Here is a 21,801-nt window from a genome sequence, read left to right as displayed (position 1 = left end):
TCTGCCTACGGCATCTCCCCAAAGGGGAAAAATCTACGCTTCAAGATAGCTCGCGTTCCTCCCCTTTGGGGAGGCTAGGAGGGGTCTATACGTTAAAACGGAAGTGCATCACGTCTCCGTCATTCACCACGTATTCTTTTCCTTCCACTTTCATTTTGCCAGCTTCTTTCACAGCTGCTTCAGAGCCAAGTGTTACAAAATCGTTGTAGGCAATGGTTTCGGCACGAATGAATCCCTTCTCAAAATCAGAGTGAATAACACCTGCAGCTTGCGGAGCGGTCATTCCCTTGTGAATGGTCCACGCGCGAACTTCTTTTACTCCAGCAGTAAAATACGTTTGAAGTTTCAGCAATTTGTAGGCGGAGCGGATTAGTTTGTTCACGCCAGCTTCATCCAATCCCATATCCTGCAGGAATTCTTTACGCTCTTCGTAGGTGTCTAAACCAGCAATATCAGCTTCGGCAGCAGCAGAAATCAGAATGACTTCTGCATTTTCATCCTTAACTGCTTCTTGCACTTGCTTCGTGAAATCGTTTCCTGTAATAACAGACGCTTCATCCACATTGCAGACGTAAAGCACTGGTTTCAAGGTCAAAAGTTGAAACGCTTCGGCAATTTCAATTTGATTTTCATTCAAGTCGGCAGCACGGGCAGATTTGCCTTGCTCCAATGTCGATTTCAGAAGGGTTAATACTTCGTATTCCGCTTTCGCCTCTTTCTGTCCCGTCTCGGCTCCCTTTTTCACTTTTACAATACGCTTGTCAACCGTCTCCAGATCTTTGAACTGAAGTTCCATGTCAATCACTTCCTTATCGCGGATAGGATTGACAGAACCATCAACATGAACCACGTTATCGTCCTTAAAACAACGCAAAACGTGAATGATGGCATCCGTTTCACGGATGTTTCCAAGGAACTGATTTCCCAAGCCTTCGCCTTTGCTAGCGCCTTTTACAAGACCAGCAATGTCGACTATCTCGATGGTGGTTGGTTGTACACGTTCTGGTTTTACCAACGCTTCCAGTTTCTCCAAGCGCTCATCAGGAACTGTGATCACGCCAATATTCGGTTCGATAGTACAGAACGGAAAGTTTGCTGCTTGCGCCTTTGCGTTAGAAAGACAGTTGAATAACGTTGACTTGCCCACATTCGGAAGTCCAACAATACCACATTGTAAAGCCATAGCTCGATTTTTTTGAGGCGGCAAAGGTAATGGAATGCTTATTTCATTTCAGAGCTAATTCGGCTTCATTAATTTAGCGCCTCATCGAACTCATGGAAAGCAAGAAATCCGACACATTCAACTACGTTTTTTTCTTTGTAGGCATCACTCCGCTCTTGCTTTGGATGTGGCATCACGTGCATCAAGATGCGTGGTGGGATGAACTTATTTCGCTGAAAGATTACGCGTTGGTCAGTTTCGAAACCACGCGAACTTCCTATCCAGAACCAGGCAATCACATCTTCTTCAACCTGTTTGATAATGTAGTGAGTAGGCTGATCGGTGTTCGGGATTTTTACGAGATGCTCGACAACCTTTGGAAGTTGCGCTTGGCGCAAGGGCTGTTGGCGATTGGAACCTGCATCTACGCGTTTCTTACTGTAAAACGATTTTTCAGTGAGCGATACGCAAGTCTAGCGGTCATTTTTCTTGCGAGTTCCATTCCATTCTTGAATTTCTCGCTGCAATTGCGTGGCTACAACATGAGCATGCTTTTCGTGAGCATGATCCTTTATCACGGTTGGAGCTACTTGGACAGTCGCAAGTGGCCGCATTTGGTCATAATCGGATTGACCTCATTTTTCCTCTTGTACACCATTCCGAGTAACGTCTATTTTCTGTTCGGTTTGTGCGCAGTAATTGGGATAGATTGGCTGGTTCAATTTCGTGCTCAGAACAAACCAGTTGAAGATAAAAAAGGGAAGAAGAAAAAGGGAAACGGTGTTTCGTTTTTCAGCTTTCCTCATCTGTGGATTTTGGGCGCTGTAGGAGTTGGCGCAGGAATAACTTTTGTGGCGTATCAACCAGTTATGGAGCAATTGCTCGACAATCGTTTTGTGTCTGTAACTCCACAGGATAGAGCGTTTGTATTAACCACCGTTTTCCCTTCGGTGATGAAGGCATTTTTCAGCTTTCGATGGTTGCTGATGCTTCCTGTTTTGGGCGGATTGTTTTTCTGGCTAACCAAAAAAGAGCTCGATTTCAATCGAAAGCATCTGGTTTACCTTCTGGTGATTTTTGTGCTTCCGTTCGTGTTCCTCTTGATGCACAATAAAGTTCCGTTTGAACGGACATTTGTTCATCTCGCACCCGTTTTCGCGATTTTATTGGCTGCCATCACCGCATTATTTATTGATGGATTGAAATTCAATGAAACGGTTAAACGAACCGTTGTGGCCGTGTTGGCCATGTTCTGTCTTGGAAATTCTGTGTGGCAGAATTTGGAGATAAACGATCATCTCGACAAGAATCTTGAACGGAATAAACGTGAGCAGAATATGTATCACGCGTTTTTCTTGGCTGATAATTTTCAGCCTAACAATTCCGTGAACGAGTTTTTGGCGCTGCAAGACACCAACGCGGCAGTCATTCTGGTGGATGAATTGGATCGTGTGAGCTATCTCTATTACTTAGAGAAAAACGACATCAACAGCTACGCGATGATCAAGATAAGACAGCAGAAAGTGGAAATGCAAGGCCGAACGTTTTCGCACCTTGGCATGTATCAACGTTCGAATGGAAAGGGCGAAAAAGTTTTGTTCCAACAGATTCCTGCCAATCTTGGCGAGAACAATAAGGCGTACAACAATTACTTGCTGTTGGTGAATATTGTGGAGCAGATTGAGCCAGGCAAAAACATCTATCTGTTCACTGGTTTTCCGAATAAGGCAGAAAAAGCAATCGAGATGTTCTTTAAAGACCGGTATGATTTAAAACGGTTGAATGACCCGAACTTCGCGAACCTCTACCTTTTAGAAAGGAAATCTGCGCCTACTGGGCTTTAAACGTCAACGTTGTAGTTGTTGCTTAAGGTCGAAAAAAAACGCTTGTTTTTTGGAAATGATCATCGCCATTTAGGTTGTGTTCAATCTGTTCAAATCCCTGTTGAAAACCGAAGTGATTTAAGTTCAGCTTCGCTTCAGGCTAATGTTATATTTAGTGACCTCAAGAACGGACGGACGGCTGAAGGAAATGGCACAGGAAACCCAGTATAACGCAGAACAGATACGATCGCTCGAATGGCATGAACACATTCGGCTTAGGCCGGGTATGTACATTGGAAAATTGGGTGATGGTACGCAGTATGATGACGGAGTTTACATCCTGATAAAGGAGGTGATTGATAACTCCATCGATGAGTTTGTGATGGGAAATGGCCGCACCATTGAAGTGACGGTGAAGGAACGTTCGGTGCGTGTTCGTGATTACGGTAGGGGAATTCCATTGACCAAAGTGGTGGATTGTGTGAGCAAGATCAACACAGGAGCGAAGTACGATTCTGTGGCGTTCAAGAAATCTGTTGGTCTGAACGGAGTTGGTACCAAGGCGGTGAATGCCATGTCTTCCGTTTTCACCATCCAATGTTATCGCGATGAACAGACCAAGTTGGCAGAATTCCAAAAGGGAATCATCACCAACGATGCTCCGATTGAACCAAGCACGCAGCGTAAGGGAACGCTCACTTATTTCGAACCAGACGAAACGCTTTTCAAGGGATATAAATTCCGAGATGAGCATGTGAAGAAGATGTTGTGGAACTATTGTTACCTCAATCCGGGGTTGACAATTCTCTACAACGGGGAGAAAATGATCTCAGAAAATGGTCTGAGGGATTTGCTGGAGGCAAAGATCGATGATGATATCCGCTACCCGATCATTCACCTGAAAGGGGATGATATTGAAGTTGCCATAACGCACGGAAATTCTTCTCGTGAGGAATATTATTCGTTCGTAAACGGACAGCATACGACAATGGGCGGAACGCATCAGGGTGCATTCCGTGAGGCGGTCGTGACCACTATCCGAAATCACTTCAAAAAGGAGTTTGACGCGAGCGATGTGAGAAGTGGAATCATTTCGGCCATTTCGGTCAAAGTGATGGAGCCTGTCTTTGAAAGTCAGACCAAGACCAAGCTTGGGTCTCAGAACGTAGCTGAAGATGGCCCATCAATGAAAGCATTTGTGGGTGATTTCCTCAAGACCGAACTCGACAATTTCCTTCATAAGAATTCGGATGTGGCTGATCTGCTGTTGAGACGAATTCAACAGGCAGAGCGGGAGAGGAAAGAGCTTTCGGGCATTAAGAAATTGGCACGGGATAGAGCCAAGAAAGCGAGTCTCCATAACAAGAAACTGCGCGATTGTCGCGTGCATTTTGATGACCATAAGGAACGCGCTGATGAGACAACGATCTTCATCACCGAGGGAGATTCTGCATCAGGTTCCATCACCAAAAGCCGTGACCCGAACACACAGGCCGTATTCAGTTTGCGTGGAAAACCGCTTAACAGCTACGGACTGACGAGGAAAGTGGTTTACGAGAATGAAGAGTTCAATCTCTTACAGGCCGCGTTGAATATTGAAGACGGTTTGGAAGGTTTGCGCTACAATCGCATCGTGATCGCTACCGATGCCGATGTGGATGGAATGCACATCCGATTGTTGTTGTTGACTTTCCTACTTCAGTTCTTTCCCGATCTGATCAAAAACGGCCACGTTTATATTCTGCAAACACCACTTTTCCGCGTGCGGAACAAGAAAGAAACGCGCTATTGCTATAGCGAAGATGAGCGTAGAGATGCCATCGCCAATTTGGGGCGCAATCCAGAAATAACCCGATTCAAAGGATTGGGAGAGATTTCGCCAGATGAGTTCAAGAACTTCATTGGAGCAGACATGCGATTGGATCCTGTGGAGATCAGAAAGGAAGATCATTTGAGCCAGATGTTGGAATTCTACATGGGCAAGAACACACCAGACCGACAGGATTTCATCATTGATAGGCTACGCATTGAAAAGGATCTGGTAGAAGAAGAGATTGAAGGGTAAAAGGTTGGAGACGAGTTGAAAAATGTCTGAAGAAAACGAAAACGAAGAGAAGCAAGAAGACGGAACAGGCGAAGTAGAGAATGCCATTGCCGTTAGTGGTATGTACCAAGATTGGTTCTTGGACTATGCCAGCTACGTTATTCTCGAACGTGCTGTTCCAAATATAGAAGATGGTCTGAAGCCCGTTCAGACGCGTATCATGCACTCCATGTTTGAGTTGGAGGATGGTCGTTATAATAAGGTGGCGAACATCATCGGGCACTGCATGAAGTATCACCCGCATGGCGACATGGCCATTGGTGATGCCATTGTTGGTCTTGGGCAGAAAGAATTGCTGATAGACACACAGGGAAACTGGGGAAATACGCTCACTGGCGACCGCGCTGCAGCAGGTCGATACATTGAAGCGCGCCTTTCTAAGTTTGCATTGGAAGTTGTTTTCAATCCGAAAACCACCAACTGGAAAACCAGTTATGATGGAAGGAACAAGGAGCCGGTCACGCTTCCGGTCAAGTTTCCGTTGTTGCTTACTCAAGGTGTAGAGGGTATTGCGGTTGGACTTTCGACCAAAATCCTCCCGCACAATTTCAACGAACTGATAGATGCTTCTATTCAGATACTGAAAGGAAAGAAAGCGACAGTTTTGCCAGATTTCCTGACGGGCGGAATGATCGATGTAAGCAATTACAACGATGGTCAGCGTGGCGGAAAAGTGCGTGTTCGGGCCAAGATCGGGAAGATTGACACCAAGACATTGGTGATAACCGAGATTCCTTTTGGAACCAACACTTCCAACCTTATCGATAGCATTCTAAAGGCGAACGAAAAAGGTAAGATCAAGATCAAAAAGGTGGAGGACAACACGGCTCAGGACGTGGAAATCCTTATCCACCTAGCAGCTGGGATTTCGCCAGATAAGACCATCGATGCGCTTTACAGTTTTACAGATTGTGAATCAAGTATTTCTCCGAATGCTTGCGTGATCGTGAATGAGAAACCGATGTTCATGTCGGTTTCAGAGATTCTACAGATATGCACGCAACAGACGCTCGATCTGCTACGAAGGGAGCTGGAGATCAAGCTAAACGAACTGAACGAGCAATGGCATTTTGCTTCGTTGGAAAAGATCTTCATCGAGAATCGTATTTACCGCGATATTGAAGAAGAAGAAACGTGGGAAGGTGTGATCAGTGCCATTGATAAAGGGCTGAAACCGCATACCAAGCACTTGATCCGTGAAGTAACCGAGGAAGATATCGTCCGATTGACCGAGATTCGGATCAAGCGTATTTCCAAGTTTGATAGCGACAAGGCCAATGATCAAATTGCGGCTTTGGAAGGCAAGATCGCAGACGTAAAGCACGACCTTGAACACTTGGTCGATTTTGCTATAGGGTATTACAAGAACCTAAAAGACAAGTACGGCAAAGGCCGCGAACGTAAAACGGAGATCCGCCATTTTGAGAACATCAATGCAGCACGTGTTGCGGTTGCCAACGAGAAGCTCTACATCAACCGCGAGGAAGGTTTTATCGGAACAGGATTGAAGAAAGATGAGTTCGTGTCCGACTGTTCAGACATTGACGATATCATCGTGTTTACCGCTAACGGTAATATGAAAGTGGTGAAGGTGGATACCAAGGTTTTTGTTGGTAAAGACATCATCCATGCGGCCGTTTTCCGTAAGAACGACAAGCGCACCATCTACAATATGGTCTATCGTGATGGTCCGCGAGGGAATTATTTCTCGAAGCGTTTTCCGGTAACGGCCGTTACGCGCGACAAGGATTATGACCTAACGAGCGGAACACCGGGAAGTACAGTGGAGTGGTTCACTGCCAACCCGAATGGCGAGGCTGAAGTTGTGATGGTCCATGTTCGTCCGAAGCCGAAATTGAAGAAACTGAAGTTTGATTTCGATTTTGCTGAATTGGCCATAAAAGGTCGCGCAGCAAAGGGAAATACCTTCTCTAAAAACCCACTGCGCAGGATTGAATTCAAAGAAAAAGGACTTTCTACACTTGGTGCCAGAAAGATATGGTTCGATGATACTGTTCAGCGATTGAACGCAGATGGAAGAGGAGAACTTCTGGGCGAGTTTGCACCAGAGGACAAGATCCTGACCATCATGCAAAGTGGCGATTACAAGCTTTTAGGCTTTGATATCAGCACGCAGTTTGACGATGACATGATCCTGATTGAAAAGTGGAATCCTGAAAAACCGCTTTCGGTGGTTTATCTCGATACGGCTAAGAAGGTATATATGATCAAACGTTTCTTGGTTGAGAAATCAGCTAAAGGAGTGAGCATGCTGCCTGAAGGAGAAGAGAATCAATTGGAACTGGTTACTTCCGATTGGAAACCGATGATCCGCATCAATTTCCGCAAGAAACCGGGCGAGGAAGAAGCTACGGTTGAAGAGATCAACGTGGAGGAATTCATTGCCGTCAAAGGCTTGAAGGCCAAAGGAAATCAGCTCACCAAGGAAACGGTGAATACCATCGACCTATTGGATCCGATTCCCTACGAACCGCCCGTTTCTGAGAAAGAACCGACAGCGGATGATGGCGATGACGAAAAGGAAGATGAGGAGGCCGCTGACTCCGAAGAAGCAACAACGGTTGAGTGGGACGTTGATGGAAATTCGGATGATGATGATGGCGAGGAAGATGAGCAAGACGAATCGGACGAGGAGGATGAAGATGATGATCAGGAAGATGAAGACGATCAAGATGATGATGAGCCCGAACCGCCTAAAGGAAAACCTAAGGGACCTTCAGCAGGTTGGACGGATGGGCAGTTAGGCCTGTTTTAGGCAACAGTGAAAAATGGTAAAAGAAAAGGGCGATATCTGATGATATCGCCCTTCTTATTTGATGCATGCTGTAAGGTTCTATTCCTTCACAATGCGGGCAATTCCCACAAGCTCATTTGTTGAGGTCATTGCTCGAAGGACGTAAACACCTTTTGCCAACGAATGAATGTCGAGCGTGGTACGTTCTGAAGCGGTACTAATGTTTTCCACCGATCTTCCGGCAGCATCCATTATCTGAAAGGTGATGATTCCTGAAAATGGAATTCTCAGTTCAACGTTCAGTATGTCTGTGGCCGGAACAGGATAAACATCCATATTGGTAAATATGCTCGCTTCTTGAATTCCGATTCCAGTGGTGTCTTCTTCCAGAATATTCACGCAGTAATCTTCCACTTCGCCATCCTGTCCTTCATCGCAGGAAGTTTGCGGATATGCTCCAGAAAATTGAGTGCCATAGGCCATGGAAACGCGCATACGGGCAGAACCCAAGTCAGCATTCATTGGAATGGTGATCGTTCCCGTTACGGTGCTCTGGCTTCCCTGAACATCATCGAACAGCAATTCTGCGTTGGAAAAGATACCATTCTGATTCAGATCAATCCAAACACGGAAATGCTCTGTATACGATTGGTTGGCGAAGCCTGGTGAGAAAGACACATCGTAGGTTCCATTTCTTCTTAGGTCGACAGACATTCCTGTAAAGTCAGCATATCCACTGGCATCGCCAACAGAACTGTTGTTCAACACATCCACCGTTACGTTGGAAATGAATTCAAATTCGTTATTGCCAGATGAAGCGCAGAATGTTTGATCGGTGCATGCGCCACAACCAGTGCTCTTAATAGTCAGCAATGGCCCAAACTCGGTGACAGTACCATCGCAAACGGTTGCCACTTGAATTTCGTATTCGGTGCAGGCTTCCAGCTCCGTGAGCCAATAGATCAGTGTTGTGATGCCAGTAATCTCATTCCAAGTTGGGACGCCAACTTCGCGCCAGCGCAGCACATAACTGTCGGCTGCCAACACAGGCGGCCATGAAATACCCACCGAAATGTCACTGAGATTCCCGTATGAAATGGTAGATGGCGCTTCGCAGCAGCCATCGGTTCGGAAGAAGAGCGTGTCAGACCAATCGCTACCAACGCCATCGCAAACCGATTGGGCAATGAACCAATAATCAGTACATGCTGTCAATCCGCTCAAGCCATAGGAATGTGCCGTTAGGTTTGGAACGGCAAAAGCAGCACCGCCATCCATGCCGTAGCTAATGTTGAAGGTGTCGATTTCGGATAAACTGTTCCACGCCATAGTGGCTACTACATCCGTAATGCCTGAAGCCGTGATGCTAAAGGGAGGAATGCATCCTCCGCTCGAACAGTTATTGAGTATCTGGTCTAAGGCTCCTTTTACGTTCAATCGGCCCCCGGTCACGCATTCGGTTGTGAGGTTCGGAATAGGGTCAATGCCATTGAATATCGCATCGCGAACCATTTGAGCAGCCAAGGCAGGATCGGAATGGGCGATGACTGCCAACGAAGCGCAAGGCGCAGAATAGACCAAAGCAATGGCGCCCGCAGTGGCCGGTGTGGCAAAGGAAGTTCCGCTCGTAGTGCTGTAGCCACCGCCAGCAGCCGTGGTGCGCACATCTTCTCCCGGTGCGCCAAGGTCAACGGTGGTCTGTCCGTAGCCCGAAAAGGTCCGTACATCATTGTTGTTGGTTGCCGTTACCGAGATCATGTATTCGCTAGAGCATGCCGAAGGAAGATCGCCCACGTTATCAATGTTCACATTATTGTTGGCCGTGGCGCCTGCACTTAGAATTCCTGCAACACCAAGTGTGTCGTAAAAGGCACACCAGATGGGTGCATCCAAGGGGTCGGCATTGTCTATTCCCCAAGAAGAATTGGTGGCCACCACAAAGGCACCTTTGGCACCATTTGTCTGCTCATAAAGTCTGCGCATGGCAAGCGGGTAGGAGTAGGCCTCTATCACATTGGCCTCGTTCGGATTATTGACACCACCAATGTTGCCGTAGGTGGTGTTCATGATCTTCACGTTCCAATTCACCCCGACCACACCCGTGCTGTTATTGCCCACGGCCCCTATCATTCCGGCCACATTCACACCATGGCTTCCATTGTCCACGTTATCGTCATCATCCACCGGATTCCAGCCTAGGTAATCGTCAATGTATCCGTTGCCATCATCATCTATGTTGTTGTTCGGGATCTCGTGGTAATTGACCCAATTGTTGGCCATCAGGTCGGGATGGTTGAGGTCGCCTCCATCATCTACCACACACACCACAATGGTATCTCCCGTGGCGGTTAGGCCACCTGTGGTTATTTCCCATGCCTCGTCCGAATCGATGTCCGCATCAGCCGTGCCGCCAGCGCCACCATTGTTTACGTGCCACCATTGCTGGTTTAGCTGTGGGTCGTTGGGTGTAATTGCGCGGTCTTGGATGTAATGGTTCAGCTGAATGAGCGTAACCGATGGATGATTCCAAAGCTGCTGTAGGAACTGTCGGTGATGAATGCTTGGGTCAAATTCTAAGAGATAGGCCGCCATTGGTGCCGATAGCAATCGATTCAATTTCAAGTGGGTGGCTTGCCCATTGAAGTACTGATTTGATTGGATCACATCGGCTATGCGCGCAGATGGAACCTGAACGATGATGTTGCCGGGAACCACCTGTGGTTTTTCTTGCGCAATGGCGCCAGTTACGGTAAGCAGGACAAAAAGGAATGCGAAGACGTTTTTCATCAGTTGGATTAGGATGATTACAGAACGTAAATATATGCCGAGCGTTGTGGATAATTGTTTGGAAGGATACACTCGCATAAAAGATGTATCAGACCCCGCACAATCCAGCCCAAACGAGATTGTCGCTGGGCGTTTTACCTTCAGAACAAGGGTTTTGATGGTTCCTGATCTGTCTGGAGGGAGTAAAACCATAGAATAAGCCCTTCCGAAGACCTTGGGAAGGAGTAAAACTGTAGCATAAGCCCTTCCGAAGACCTTGGGAAGGAGTAAAACTGTAGCATAAGCCCTTCCGAAGACCTTGGGAGGGTGCAAAACCATAGAATAAGCCCTTCCGAAGACCTTGGGAAGGAGTAAAACTGTAGCATAAGCCCTTCCGAAGACCTTGGGAGGGTGCAAAACCATAGAATAAGCCCTCCCGAAGACCTTGGGAGGGTGCAAAACCGTAGCATAAGCCCTTCCGAAGACCTTGGGAGGTGGTAAAACAGCAGCATATGCCTCTCCTAATGTGATGGGAGCTTGCAAAACCTTGGTTGGTGGGCGTATGATGAAGGGAAAAACAAAGCCCCGAGCTGCTTTCGCTGCTCGGGGCTTGATCTTTCTGAATGCTGATCCTTAGAAAGGATACTTGTTCTCGTCTATGATGACTTTGGCAATTCTTCTGCGGGCATCTTTGGTGTTGTAGATGTCGGTTTTGGTGAATCGCTTCAATCCAAGTACCATCATTTTCAACTCATCGCCTTCGGCAAAGGAACTGATGGCTTCTTTACCCCATTTTGCCATGTTGTCGGCAACATCATTGAAGTAAACTTTTACCATATCTACCTGAGCAGAACAAGCGGCTTCGCCTTTTACACTCACCATTTTCTCGGCACGAAGTAGGGCAGACTCGGCCGTGTAGATGGCAATAAGCATATCGGCAATGTTCATCAACACTTCCTGCTCTTTGGCCAAGGTCATGGCCAATTTCTGAACTGCCGATCCTGCAACCATCAAAGCTGCTTTCTTGAAGTTCTTCAAATAGCCTTTTTCTTTTCCGAATAGCGAATCATCGGCATCGCCCAACTGTGGAATGCTCATCAACTCACCGGCCACTTTCTGCGCTGGTCCCATCAGGTCCATTTCGCCTTTCATGGCTTTTTGCAGCATCATGTTCACGGTAAGCATACGGTTTATCTCGTTGGTGCCTTCGAAGATGCGGTTGATACGGGCATCGCGGTAAGCACGCTCTACAGGTGCTTCGGCACTGAAGCCCATTCCACCGTAGATCTGAACCGCTTCATCCACCACGTAATCGATCATTTCTGAACCGAATACTTTCAGAATGGCGCACTCCACAGCGTAAGACTCCACACCTTTGAGTTTTGCTTTCTCAGGAGCCATTCCGCCAGCGATAAAATCGTTGATGCAGTTTTCGATGTCCTGTCCGGCACGGTAAGTAGCAGATTCGTTTACCCATGCAAGAATGGCCTGTTGCGCCAATTTGTGCTGAATGGCGCCATATTTAGAAATAGGACGTCCGAATTGCTCGCGCTCGTTGGCGTAGTTTACAGATTGGGTGATGCTTTGCTTTCCACCACCGATGGCAGCAGCACCCAACTTGATACGACCGATGTTGAGGATGTTCACCGCGATCTTGAATCCGTTTCCTCTATCAGAAAGCAGGTTCTCTACAGGAACTTTCACATTATTGAAGAACACCTGACGGGTAGAAGAACCTTTGATGCCGAGTTTTTTCTCCTCTGCGTTCAGGGTCAGACCTTCCGAATCTCCATCTACGATGAATGCCGAAAGATTCTTGTCGTCATCGATCTTGGCGAATACGGTGAACACATCTGCAAAACCTGCATTGGTGATCCACATTTTCTGTCCGTTAAGGATGTAGTGTTTTCCATCTTCAGAAAGCACCGCTTTGGTTTTTCCTGAGTTGGCATCCGATCCAGCACTAGGCTCGGTCAATGCATACGAAGCTTTCAACTCGCCACTGGCCAAACCTGGCAGGTAACGGGCATGCTGATCGGCATTTCCGTAATACTGAATTGGCAATGTTCCGATTCCGGTGTGAGCCGAAATAGCTACCGAGAATGAATGACCAGAACCAGTTGCTTCAGCAACAAGACAGCTGGTGTTAAAGCTAGCTCCCATACCACCGAATTCTTCTGGAACGGTGATGGCCAACAGACCAAGCTCACCTGCTTTGTCCATAAGACCTTCCATCAGTCCGTCTTCCATCGAATCAATTCGATCTAAGTTCGGAGCTACTTCCTGCGCGATGAAATCTTTGCAGGTCTGCGCAATCATCAATTGCTCTTCTGTCCACTCTTCTGGAGTGAAAACATCTTGAAATCCTGTTTCTCTAACCAGCCACTCGCCACCTTGGAGCGCCTTTTTGTCTACTGTTTCCATTTTCAAATTATAAGTGACCCCTCCAACCTCCCCGAAGGGGAGGCTTTTGGTGCCTTGATTAAACGTTATCTGTTACTTCTCTTCATTGGATTAGCCCCTCCTTTGGAGGGGTTGGGGAGGTCTTACATCATTTCGAAGATACCAGCAGCGCCTTGGCCTGTTCCCACACACATGGTCACCATTCCGTATTTACCGCCTGTTTTCTTCAATTCGTTCATTACCTGAACAGTAAGTTTTCCGCCAGTGCAACCAAGTGGATGGCCAAGAGCGATGGCACCACCGTTCACGTTCACTTTCGTATCGTCCAACCCAAGCGTGCGAACCACGGCAAGAGATTGAGAAGCGAAGGCTTCGTTCAGCTCGATGATATCCAATTGATCTTGCTTCAATCCAGCTTGTTTCAATGCGGCCGGAATGGCTGTGATAGGACCAGCACCCATTTCGCGTGGCTCCAAGCCAGTCACCGCATAAGAAACAACTCTAGCGATAGGCTGAACACCTAGCTCTTTCAATTTCTTCTCAGAAACCACCATTACAAAGGCAGCACCATCCGAAGTTTGAGAAGAGTTTCCAGCAGTTACAGATCCGCCTGTTTTAAACACAGGGCGAAGACCAGCCAACGCCTGAAGCGAAGTTCCTTTACGTGGGCCTTCATCTGTATCAACCACATACGAACGCTCTGCACGCTTTTCGCTGGCATCCAAATAAACTTCGTTCACAGTGATCGGAACGATGTCATCTTTGAATCTTCCGCTGGCAATAGCTGCCAACGCTCTATCGTGCGAACGGACAGAGAAAATATCCTGATCCTCGCGGCTGATGTTGTATTTCTCAGCAACCTCTTCGGCAGTCAATCCCATTCCCCAATACCAGTCTGAATGGTACTTGGCCACTTTGTAGTTTGGAGTAACGGTCCAACCACCAAACGGCATTGGGCTCATGCTTTCCACACCGCCTGCAATAATGCAATCGGCCATTCCGGCATTGATCTTTGCTGCTGCCATGGCAATGGTTTCCAAACCTGATGAACAGTATCTGTTCACGGTAACTCCTGGAACCTTCACGGTATCCAATCCCATCAAAGAGATCATTCTACCGATGTTCAGACCAAGTTCAGCTTCTGGCGTGGCACAACCGGCCATTACATCGTCAATTGTGTCTTTATCCAAACTTGGGACAGAGGCTACCAAATGCTTGATAACGTCTGCGGCAATATCGTCAGGACGGGTGAATCTGAAAACTCCCCTTGGTGCCTTTCCTATGGCCGACCTGAATCCTGCTACTATGTATGCATCCATTTTACTTAATATTTATCGTTTGATTCTTTTCTTTCTCTTGTTTTTTCAATTCCTCTATCGGAACTCCATTCATGGCCTTTAGCACACCTTTCACATAAGTATAGGTGTATTTGAGGTCGCCTTGCGAATCGTAAAACTTCCAATCGCCATGCTTTTTGCCTCGCTCATACGAACCTTCTGATCGGATCTCACCTGTGTTGAGGTAATAATCCACCCAGTAACCTGTGCGCTTATTGAGGTCGTATTCGCCCTCTGTTTTTGCAGCACCTGTGTAGTAGTACTTCTTATATACTCCGTGCTTCTTACCATCAAAATATTCGGCTTCTTCCATAAGTTCCCCACTGTGTGGGTAATAACGGGTAGACATGCCGTGTTTCTTGTCATTCTGGTAATTGATCTCGGCAATGAGTAGGCGAGAGGCTGAATAGAGTTTCCAAAGACCTTGCTTCCTGTCAAATTCATCCCTAACGTTCCTGTGTTTGTCCTTGCGCGGAGAAAACTTAGGTCGGTCGCCATCTTGTGCGAGGACCAAAGAGTGCCCAAAGAAGAGCAGGAATATGAGGATGAAGTTGACACGTAGCTTATGCATTGGTTTCCCTTGTTATGTACAAAGGAAAGGATCAGTTTCTAAGTGGTCTTCCAGTGGTTACCAGGCTCTGCATCCTTTCCATCGACTTTTGGGTCATGGCAAGTTTGAGGAACGCCTTTCTTTCCAAACCAAGTAGGTATCGTTCAGATACTTCCGTTGCTGCAGAAAGGTCGCCTCCTGCCAACACATAACCGAATTCTTCAGAAATTATTCTGTCGTGTTCAGAAATGTACTTGGCGCTTTCCATGCTTCTTGCACCTGCGTAGAAAATCCCTAGGCCTTTCTGACCCAGTACCTTGATGTCTGTTCTTTCCACTGGCTGAGAATAACCTTGCTCATGCAATTCAATCACTGCACGTTTTGCTCGGGCAATTCTTCTTTCAGAATTAATGCACACTTCATCAATTCCTTTACGGAAGATGCCCAATTCGAAAGCTTCCTCAGCTGAAGTGGCCACTTTTGCCATTCCAACGGTAAGGAAACGCTCTCTCAAGGCTGGAAGCTCCAAGTTGTCTTTCTGGAAATCGTCAGAAGCTCTCAAAGCCATTTCTTTAGAACCAGCTCCGGCAGGAATAACGCCTGCACCGAATTCAACCAGACCGATGTAGGTTTCTGCTGCCGCAATCACTTTATCTGAATGCAGACAGATCTCGCAACCACCACCCAAGGCCATGGCGTGAGGAGCAGAAACGACTGGAATAGAAGAATAACGGATTCTCATTACCGTATCTTGGAAGGCTTTCACCGCCATATCCAATTCTTCTACTTCCTGCTGAGCAGCAAGCATGAAGATCATTCCCAAGTTGGCACCTGCCGAGAAGTTCTCGCCATTGTTGGCAATCACAACTCCTTTCCATTTCGCATCGCCTTCGGCAAGGTCAATGGCTTTGTTTATTCCTTGAAGAATTTCACTTCCGATGGTGTTCATCTTCGTGTGGAATTCCAAGTTCAGAACACCATCACCAATATCGAAGATGGTAGCTCCGCTGTTACTCCAAACAACGTTTGTTTCGCGCAGGTTATCCAATATGATCAGGTCCTCCGTTCCAGGAACAACTTTGTATGACTTGGATGGAATATCGTAGTACATTTTCTTTCCATCCTTAACAGAATAGAAGGTGCTGCAACCGGCAGCAAGCATGTCGTAAACCCACTGAGCAGGTTTCTTTCCAGCTGCTTCCATAAGTTTTGCAGTTTCTGCAACACCCAGCGCGTCCCAAGTTGCGAATGGTCCTAACTGCCAGCCGAAACCAGCACCCAAAGCATCATCGATCTTGTAAAGGTCTTCGGTGATCTCAGGAATTCTGTTCGATACATATTGGAACAATCCGTAGAAGGCTTTTCTGTAGAATTCACCTGCTTTGTCGGTTCCGCCAGCAAGAATTTTCATTCTAGCTTTCAAGTTGTCTTCTGCTTTCGCAGCTTTCAACGTTGGGAAGTCAACTTTTCCAGCTGGCTGATATTCCATTGTTTTCAAGTTCAACTCAAGAATATCTCTTCCAACTTTCTTGAAGAAACCTTGTCCTGATTTAGAACCTAACCAACCATTCTCTGTCATTTTAGAGATGTACGATGGCATGTCGAAAGTGGCTCTTGCTTCATCGTCTGGGCAATTGGCTTTTAAACCACCAGCAACAAGAACAAGCGTATCCAATCCAACCACATCACAGGTTCTGAATGTGGCAGACTTGGCGCGACCTAAAATTGGTCCTGTCATCTTATCAACTTCAGTTACTGTAAGATCCATTTCTTCCACCAAGTGGAACAATGCTTGGATGCTAGCAACTCCAACACGGTTGGCGATAAACGCTGGCGTATCCTTACAAAGTACCATTGTTTTTCCAAGGAAACGGTCACCGTAATCCATCAAGAAATCAACGACTGCTTGATCCGTTTTTGCCGTTGGAATGATCTCCAACAATTTCAGGTAACGTGGTGGGTTGAAGAAGTGCGTTCCGCAGAAATGCTTCTGGAAATCTTCGCTTCTACCTTCCAACATCTGATGAATTGGAATACCAGATGTATTAGAAGTGATCAATGTTCCAGGCTTGCGGTATTTCTCCACATTCTCAAACACTTGCTTTTTGATATCCAAACGCTCGATAACTACTTCAATGGTCCAATCGCAATCAGCAATTTTCGCCATGTCATCGGTAAAGTTTCCAGTCTTGATGCGGTTCGCATACGACTTCTTGTAAAGCGGATTCGGGTTCGATTTGATGGCGAAAGCCAAGGCTTCGTTCACAATTCTGTTTCTCACTGCAGGATGATCAGTGGTCAACCCTTTAGCCGCTTCAGCAGCATTTGGCTCTCTTGGTACAATGTCCAGCAAAAGCACTTCCACACCGACATTCGCAAAATGACACGCAATGCGCGAGCCCATTACGCCAGATCCAAGCACTGCTACCTTTTTAATACTTCTCTTCATTTGTTTATAGTGATTAGTGAAAAGCGACAAGCGACCAGTACTTGACATGAGCTTGCCGTCCCATTATTAATTTTTAATTCTCAATTTTTAATTGATTCACGTTTACCTTATCGTAGATCGATTTCTTGTCGATGATCTCGTTGATCGTGTTGGCCACTTCAAAGTAGATGTTCAACTTCTCCTCTGGAACAAGTTCTCTTACGGCTTTGTTGAAAGCAACCACACCGATTTTCGCCAATTCACGTTTTTTCTTGCCCTCTTCCGTCAGGAAAATCCGCATCACCCTTCCATCCGAACTATCGGACTGACGATATAGATAACCTTTGTCTTCCATGGTTTTCAGCATGCGCGTCAGGCTGCGAGGTTCCATGCCCAAGGCAGGTGCGATCTTAGTTGCTGGAGTTCCTTTTTCCGCGTCAATGTTCAGAAGAACGAAGCCAGAAGCAGCGCTTACATCGTGCTGCGCACCGGTTGTATTGTAAAGTCGGGAAATGGCATGCCACGTGGTTTTTGTAGTGAAACACACGCTTTCTTCAGGACGCAGATGTCGTTTTTGAGCCATGAGCAGCGAATGTATAAAATAGTATGCATGCATACCAAATGTTGAAAACTATTATGCATGCATACGTTTTCTGGAGGACAGTTTCGCGTCCTGATTCAGTAATAAATGTGATTGTCAATCAGACAGAACGGTTGTTCTATCTGGTGCCCAATTGGCGCAAACCCTCGTAGACGGCAATTGCTACGGCATTGGCCAAATTCAGACTGCGAATGTGGTTGCTATGAATAGGAATCTTGTAAAGCTTATCAGAATGAGCAATCGTGATTTCTTCAGATAATCCAACCGATTCCTTTCCGAAGATCAAAAACATCGCATCTTCAAAATCAATATCCCAAACGGACTTCGTTCCATGACTAGAGAAGAACGCCATTTTCTTGTCCGAATGGATGGAGAAGAACTCTTCAACGTTTTCGTAGATCTTCAGATCAACGTGCTGCCAATAATCCAATCCGGCACGTTTTACACGCGAATCCGACAACTCAAAACCGAATGGTTTGACGAGATGAAGCGTGGAACCCGAGGCCAAACTCAGTCGGCCAATATTTCCCGTGTTGTTCGGAATCTCAGGTTCTATCAGAACGATGTTCAATCCCATGTCATTTCAATTTTCCAGCAATGAAACCTGTCGTCCAAGCTGCTTGGAAGTTGTATCCGCCAGTAATGCCGTCAACGTCCAGTATTTCTCCAGCAAAGTAGAGGTTCTTGCAAACTCGGCTTTCCATTGTGTTGAAATTCACGCTTTCGAGGCTGATTCCACCACAGGTCACGAATTCCTCCTTGAATGTGGTTTTTCCGCTGACCTTATATTCATCGTTTGTTATGGTGTTCACCAATTTGTTCATGCCTTTTTTACCCAATTCACTCCATTTTTTGGTTGGAGGCAAATCACTTCTTTCGAGCAGAAACAACCACAATCGTTCGGGTAGTCCGAAAGGTTTGACGTTTTGCATCAGTTTGTTCGGGTTTGTGTCAACGATTTCTTCCAGTTGAGCCATCACAGCTTCGTTGTTCACTTCTCCAGCCCAATTCACTTGGATGTTGAAATCGTAGTTCATTTCGCTCAGTATCCGAGCACCGAAAGCTGATAGTTTCAGAATGGCCGGACCGCTCATTCCCCAATGCGTTATCAGCAATGGTCCTTGCGATTTGAGTTTCGTTCCCTGAATCCCGACCGTGGCATTTTCGGCCACAACGCCCATCAATTCCTTGATGCTTTCCGAAGGCATGTTGAAAGTGAAGAGCGAAGGAACGGGTTCTTCAATTTTGTGTCCAAGTTGTTCCAGCCATTCGAAGCCTTTTCTGTTTGGAGAACCGCCTGTTGCCACAATTATTTTATCGAAGGTTCTAGACATCGTCTCTCCTTGAAATTTCAGTTCGAGTTGATCACCAACGGATTCTATTGAGCTGATTCCAATTCCAATTTGCACATCAATCCCAAGTCGTTTTGTTTCGCGGAAAAGGCAATCGATTATGGTTTGCGAATCATTCGATTTCGGAAAAACACGATTGTCGTCCTGCGTGTAGAGTTCCACTCCACGAGATTCGAACCATTCCCGAGTATGACTTGTATTGAATACGGAGAATGCTTTTTTGAGCTGCTTTTCGCCTCGCGGATAGCCTTTTGCTAATTCGGATATCGAAGTGGTTCCGTTGGTAACGTTGCATCTTCCACCGCCAGAAACTTTCACTTTTGAAAGCACTTTCTGAGATTTCTCAAAAATGGTGATGTGTGAATTGGGATGATTTTCCTTAGCTGATATAGCCGAGAAAAAACCTGCTGCGCCACCACCAATTACTGCGATTCTCATGTGGTACGAAGGTAGCGCTTCAAGCTTGCGTCAAGATGCCATAAAACCGCATCTTGAAGTAACCCTCAAACGCAGCTTGTAGGTTCAATCCTTTAGAAGTAAGATATTCAGGATTTGTCAAGGCATCGAAGAAAAGTTCATCACTCAGAACCATCAGATCTGGATTGATGTCTTGGAATTTTCCATCCGCGATTCCATCCTGATAGAAATTCTTGAGAATGGAAAGTGCCATTTGTTTGAATCCATTGATCAGCTCCCACAGGTCTGGATAAACTTCTTTCAGATCGGAAAGAAAGAGGTTGCTCACATCTCCGAGATGTTTAGAAACATACCCTACGGCCAACACATAACGTTCTTGATATGATCGTTTTTCATCTTCAAGCATGGGCTGAAAATGCTGCAGTTGCTGAAGTTTCCGTTGAATGACCAGCGAGACGATTTCGTGGTGCGATTCGAAGTGCTTATAGATCGTGGCTTTCGATTTTCCGAGAATGGAAACAACTTCATCGATCGGAACCTCTTTTATTCCGCGCTGAATAAAGTGGGGGAGAAGTTCATTGATCCAAAGGTCCCTTTTCTTGGGGTCTTTTACACGTTCTTTATCTACAGATTGTCTTCCCATTCATTCAAAAGTAAACTAAAATGATATAATAGTTTACATCGTTCAAAAAAGTCATTACTTTAGTACTGTTCAAAAAACCATTCTGCCATGAAAAAATTCAGAGCACTCAAGTATTTGTTCATTTTTCTTATTCCGATCGTTGGATTTTATGCACTGCATGAAAAAGGGCTGTGGTCATGGTTTCTGCCCGTTTTTGTCTACGTGATGATTCCGGTGATTGAACTGTTGAGCAAAGGTTCCACGGTGAATCTTTCTGAAGCTGAAGAGGAAGTAGAAAAGAATGACCGTGTATATGATTATCTTGTTTATGCGATCGTTCCAGCGCAATGGGGATTGTTCGCTTTTTTCATGTACTCCGTCAGTCAGCCTGGTTTGGAGTTGTACGAAATTGCAGGACTCACGTTTACGATGGGAATTGGTTGTGCCGCTTTCGGAATTAATGTGGCGCATGAACTCGGACACCGAAAAAAGAAATCAGAACAATGGATGGCAAAAGCCTTACTTCTTACAGCTCAGTACATGCACTTTTTTATTGAGCACAACAGAGGACATCACAAGAACGTAAGTACCGAAGAAGATCCGGCAACTTCGCGTTATGGAGAGGTTTTCTACACCTTTTGGTTCCGATCGGTTTTTCTTGGTTATGCCTCCGCTTGGAAACTCGAATTGGAACGATTGAAATCCAAAGGTCTTCCTTGGTATCATTGGAGTAATGAGATGATATTCTTTGCGTTCTGCCAGATCGGACTGCTTGTAGCTGTAGCAGCGGTTTTCGGCATTCAAACAATGGTTCTATCATTCATTGCATCTGTTATCGGCTTCTCTTTACTGGAAGTAGTAAACTACGTAGAGCATTACGGATTAGCACGCCATAAATCGGATAAAGGCTTTAAGAAAGTGCTTCCAATACATAGCTGGAATAGCAATCACCCAATGGGAAGATTGCTTTTGTTTGAGTTGACTCGCCATAGCGACCACCACTACAAAGCGAGCAGAAAGTATCAGATTCTGCGTCATTTTGATGATGCCCCACAAATGCCAACGGGTTACCCAGGCATGATCGTGTTGGCGCTTATTCCACCGCTGTGGTTTGCAGTTATGAACCCTCGTGTTGAAGCATTACAGGAAAAATACCCAGACGACCTGAGGATTCCTGCTGCGCAAGCGGCTTAAGACTAGTTCGATTCTAGCAATCGATTGACCAACGTTACATATTCGTCCGCTGCAACTTCTTGGCTCATACCGCTTTTGTCGGTCCAAGCTTTCCATTTAAACTGGCCTTTCATATCGAACATGCCGGGCTTTGAGGTTTTGTTGTCGCCTTCGGTTGCTTGTTTGTAAAGACCATACAGGTTCAGAAGTTCATCGTTTGAAGGTCGGGTTGTAAGAGTTTTAAGGCGCTCGGCAGCTTCTTGTAATTCGCTCATTGGTTCAATTATTAGGTGCTGCTAATTTATGGA

General features: G+C 46.1%; 15 protein-coding genes. 4 read left to right on the top strand and 11 right to left on the bottom strand.

All coding sequences use genetic code 11. The features are described from left to right. Window positions 1–85: 85 nt before the first annotated feature. Window positions 86–1,183, bottom strand: a complete 1,098-nt coding sequence (ychF, locus tag K9J17_04150; GenBank protein MCF8275906.1) for a redox-regulated ATPase YchF — start codon at window positions 1,181–1,183, stop codon at window positions 86–88. 92 nt (window positions 1,184–1,275) lie between these two features. Between ychF and K9J17_04145 the strand changes: the two genes are divergently transcribed. From K9J17_04145 to K9J17_04135, 3 genes are all read left to right on the top strand, one after another. After that, the gene (locus K9J17_04145; protein ID MCF8275905.1) at window positions 1,276–3,006 is read left to right on the top strand and encodes a glycosyltransferase family 39 protein; all 1,731 of its coding nucleotides are present in this window, start codon (window positions 1,276–1,278) and stop codon (window positions 3,004–3,006) included. 187 nt (window positions 3,007–3,193) lie between these two features. Then, the gene (locus tag K9J17_04140; GenBank protein ID MCF8275904.1) at window positions 3,194–5,050 is read left to right on the top strand and encodes a type IIA DNA topoisomerase subunit B; all 1,857 of its coding nucleotides are present in this window, start codon (window positions 3,194–3,196) and stop codon (window positions 5,048–5,050) included. A 22-nt stretch (window positions 5,051–5,072) separates the two neighbouring features. Then, entirely contained in the window at window positions 5,073–7,865 is a 2,793-nt protein-coding gene (locus tag K9J17_04135) for a DNA gyrase/topoisomerase IV subunit A (protein ID MCF8275903.1), read from the top strand. A gap of 78 nt (window positions 7,866–7,943) precedes the next feature. Here the strand turns inward: K9J17_04135 and K9J17_04130 are convergent, their stop codons facing one another. From K9J17_04130 to K9J17_04090, 9 genes are all read right to left on the bottom strand, one after another. Then, window positions 7,944–10,631 carry a S8 family serine peptidase gene (locus K9J17_04130; GenBank protein ID MCF8275902.1) on the bottom strand — a complete coding sequence of 896 codons (2,688 nt, stop codon included), beginning with the start codon at window positions 10,629–10,631 and terminating at the stop codon, window positions 7,944–7,946. A 612-nt stretch (window positions 10,632–11,243) separates the two neighbouring features. Further along, on the bottom strand, window positions 11,244–13,034 hold the full coding sequence (locus K9J17_04125; GenBank protein ID MCF8275901.1) for an acyl-CoA dehydrogenase family protein: 1,791 nt from the start codon (window positions 13,032–13,034) through the stop codon (window positions 11,244–11,246). A gap of 122 nt (window positions 13,035–13,156) precedes the next feature. Further along, on the bottom strand, window positions 13,157–14,332 hold the full coding sequence (locus K9J17_04120; protein MCF8275900.1) for an acetyl-CoA C-acyltransferase: 1,176 nt from the start codon (window positions 14,330–14,332) through the stop codon (window positions 13,157–13,159). Between the two features lies 1 nt (window position 14,333). Beyond that, on the bottom strand, window positions 14,334–14,921 hold the full coding sequence (locus tag K9J17_04115) for a hypothetical protein (GenBank protein ID MCF8275899.1): 588 nt from the start codon (window positions 14,919–14,921) through the stop codon (window positions 14,334–14,336). Between the two features lie 31 nt (window positions 14,922–14,952). Further along, window positions 14,953–17,349, bottom strand: coding sequence for a 3-hydroxyacyl-CoA dehydrogenase/enoyl-CoA hydratase family protein (locus tag K9J17_04110; protein MCF8275898.1), 2,397 nt, complete (start codon window positions 17,347–17,349; stop codon window positions 14,953–14,955). A 73-nt stretch (window positions 17,350–17,422) separates the two neighbouring features. Next, window positions 17,423–17,911 carry a MarR family transcriptional regulator gene (locus K9J17_04105; GenBank protein ID MCF8275897.1) on the bottom strand — a complete coding sequence of 163 codons (489 nt, stop codon included), beginning with the start codon at window positions 17,909–17,911 and terminating at the stop codon, window positions 17,423–17,425. A gap of 136 nt (window positions 17,912–18,047) precedes the next feature. Beyond that, on the bottom strand, window positions 18,048–18,506 hold the full coding sequence (locus K9J17_04100; GenBank protein ID MCF8275896.1) for a tRNA (cytidine(34)-2'-O)-methyltransferase: 459 nt from the start codon (window positions 18,504–18,506) through the stop codon (window positions 18,048–18,050). A gap of 1 nt (window position 18,507) precedes the next feature. After that, window positions 18,508–19,719, bottom strand: coding sequence for an NAD(P)/FAD-dependent oxidoreductase (locus K9J17_04095; GenBank protein MCF8275895.1), 1,212 nt, complete (start codon window positions 19,717–19,719; stop codon window positions 18,508–18,510). 19 nt (window positions 19,720–19,738) lie between these two features. Then, window positions 19,739–20,341: a TetR/AcrR family transcriptional regulator gene (locus K9J17_04090; GenBank protein MCF8275894.1), complete on the bottom strand. Its 603-nt coding sequence runs from the start codon at window positions 20,339–20,341 to the stop codon at window positions 19,739–19,741. Window positions 20,342–20,428: 87 nt separating this feature from the next. Between K9J17_04090 and K9J17_04085 the strand changes: the two genes are divergently transcribed. Then, entirely contained in the window at window positions 20,429–21,514 is a 1,086-nt protein-coding gene (locus K9J17_04085; GenBank protein MCF8275893.1) for an alkane 1-monooxygenase, read from the top strand. 2 nt (window positions 21,515–21,516) lie between these two features. Here K9J17_04085 and K9J17_04080 read toward each other — a convergent pair whose 3' ends face one another. Beyond that, the gene (locus tag K9J17_04080; protein MCF8275892.1) at window positions 21,517–21,768 is read right to left on the bottom strand and encodes an acyl-CoA-binding protein; all 252 of its coding nucleotides are present in this window, start codon (window positions 21,766–21,768) and stop codon (window positions 21,517–21,519) included. Between the last annotated feature and the right edge of the window lie 33 nt (window positions 21,769–21,801).

It is taken from the genome of Flavobacteriales bacterium (assembly GCA_021739695.1).
GTDB lineage: Bacteria > Bacteroidota > Bacteroidia > UBA10329 > UBA10329 > UBA10329.
The sequence above is the reverse complement of the archived record's forward strand: the minus strand, read 5'-3'. Positions and strand labels throughout refer to the sequence as shown.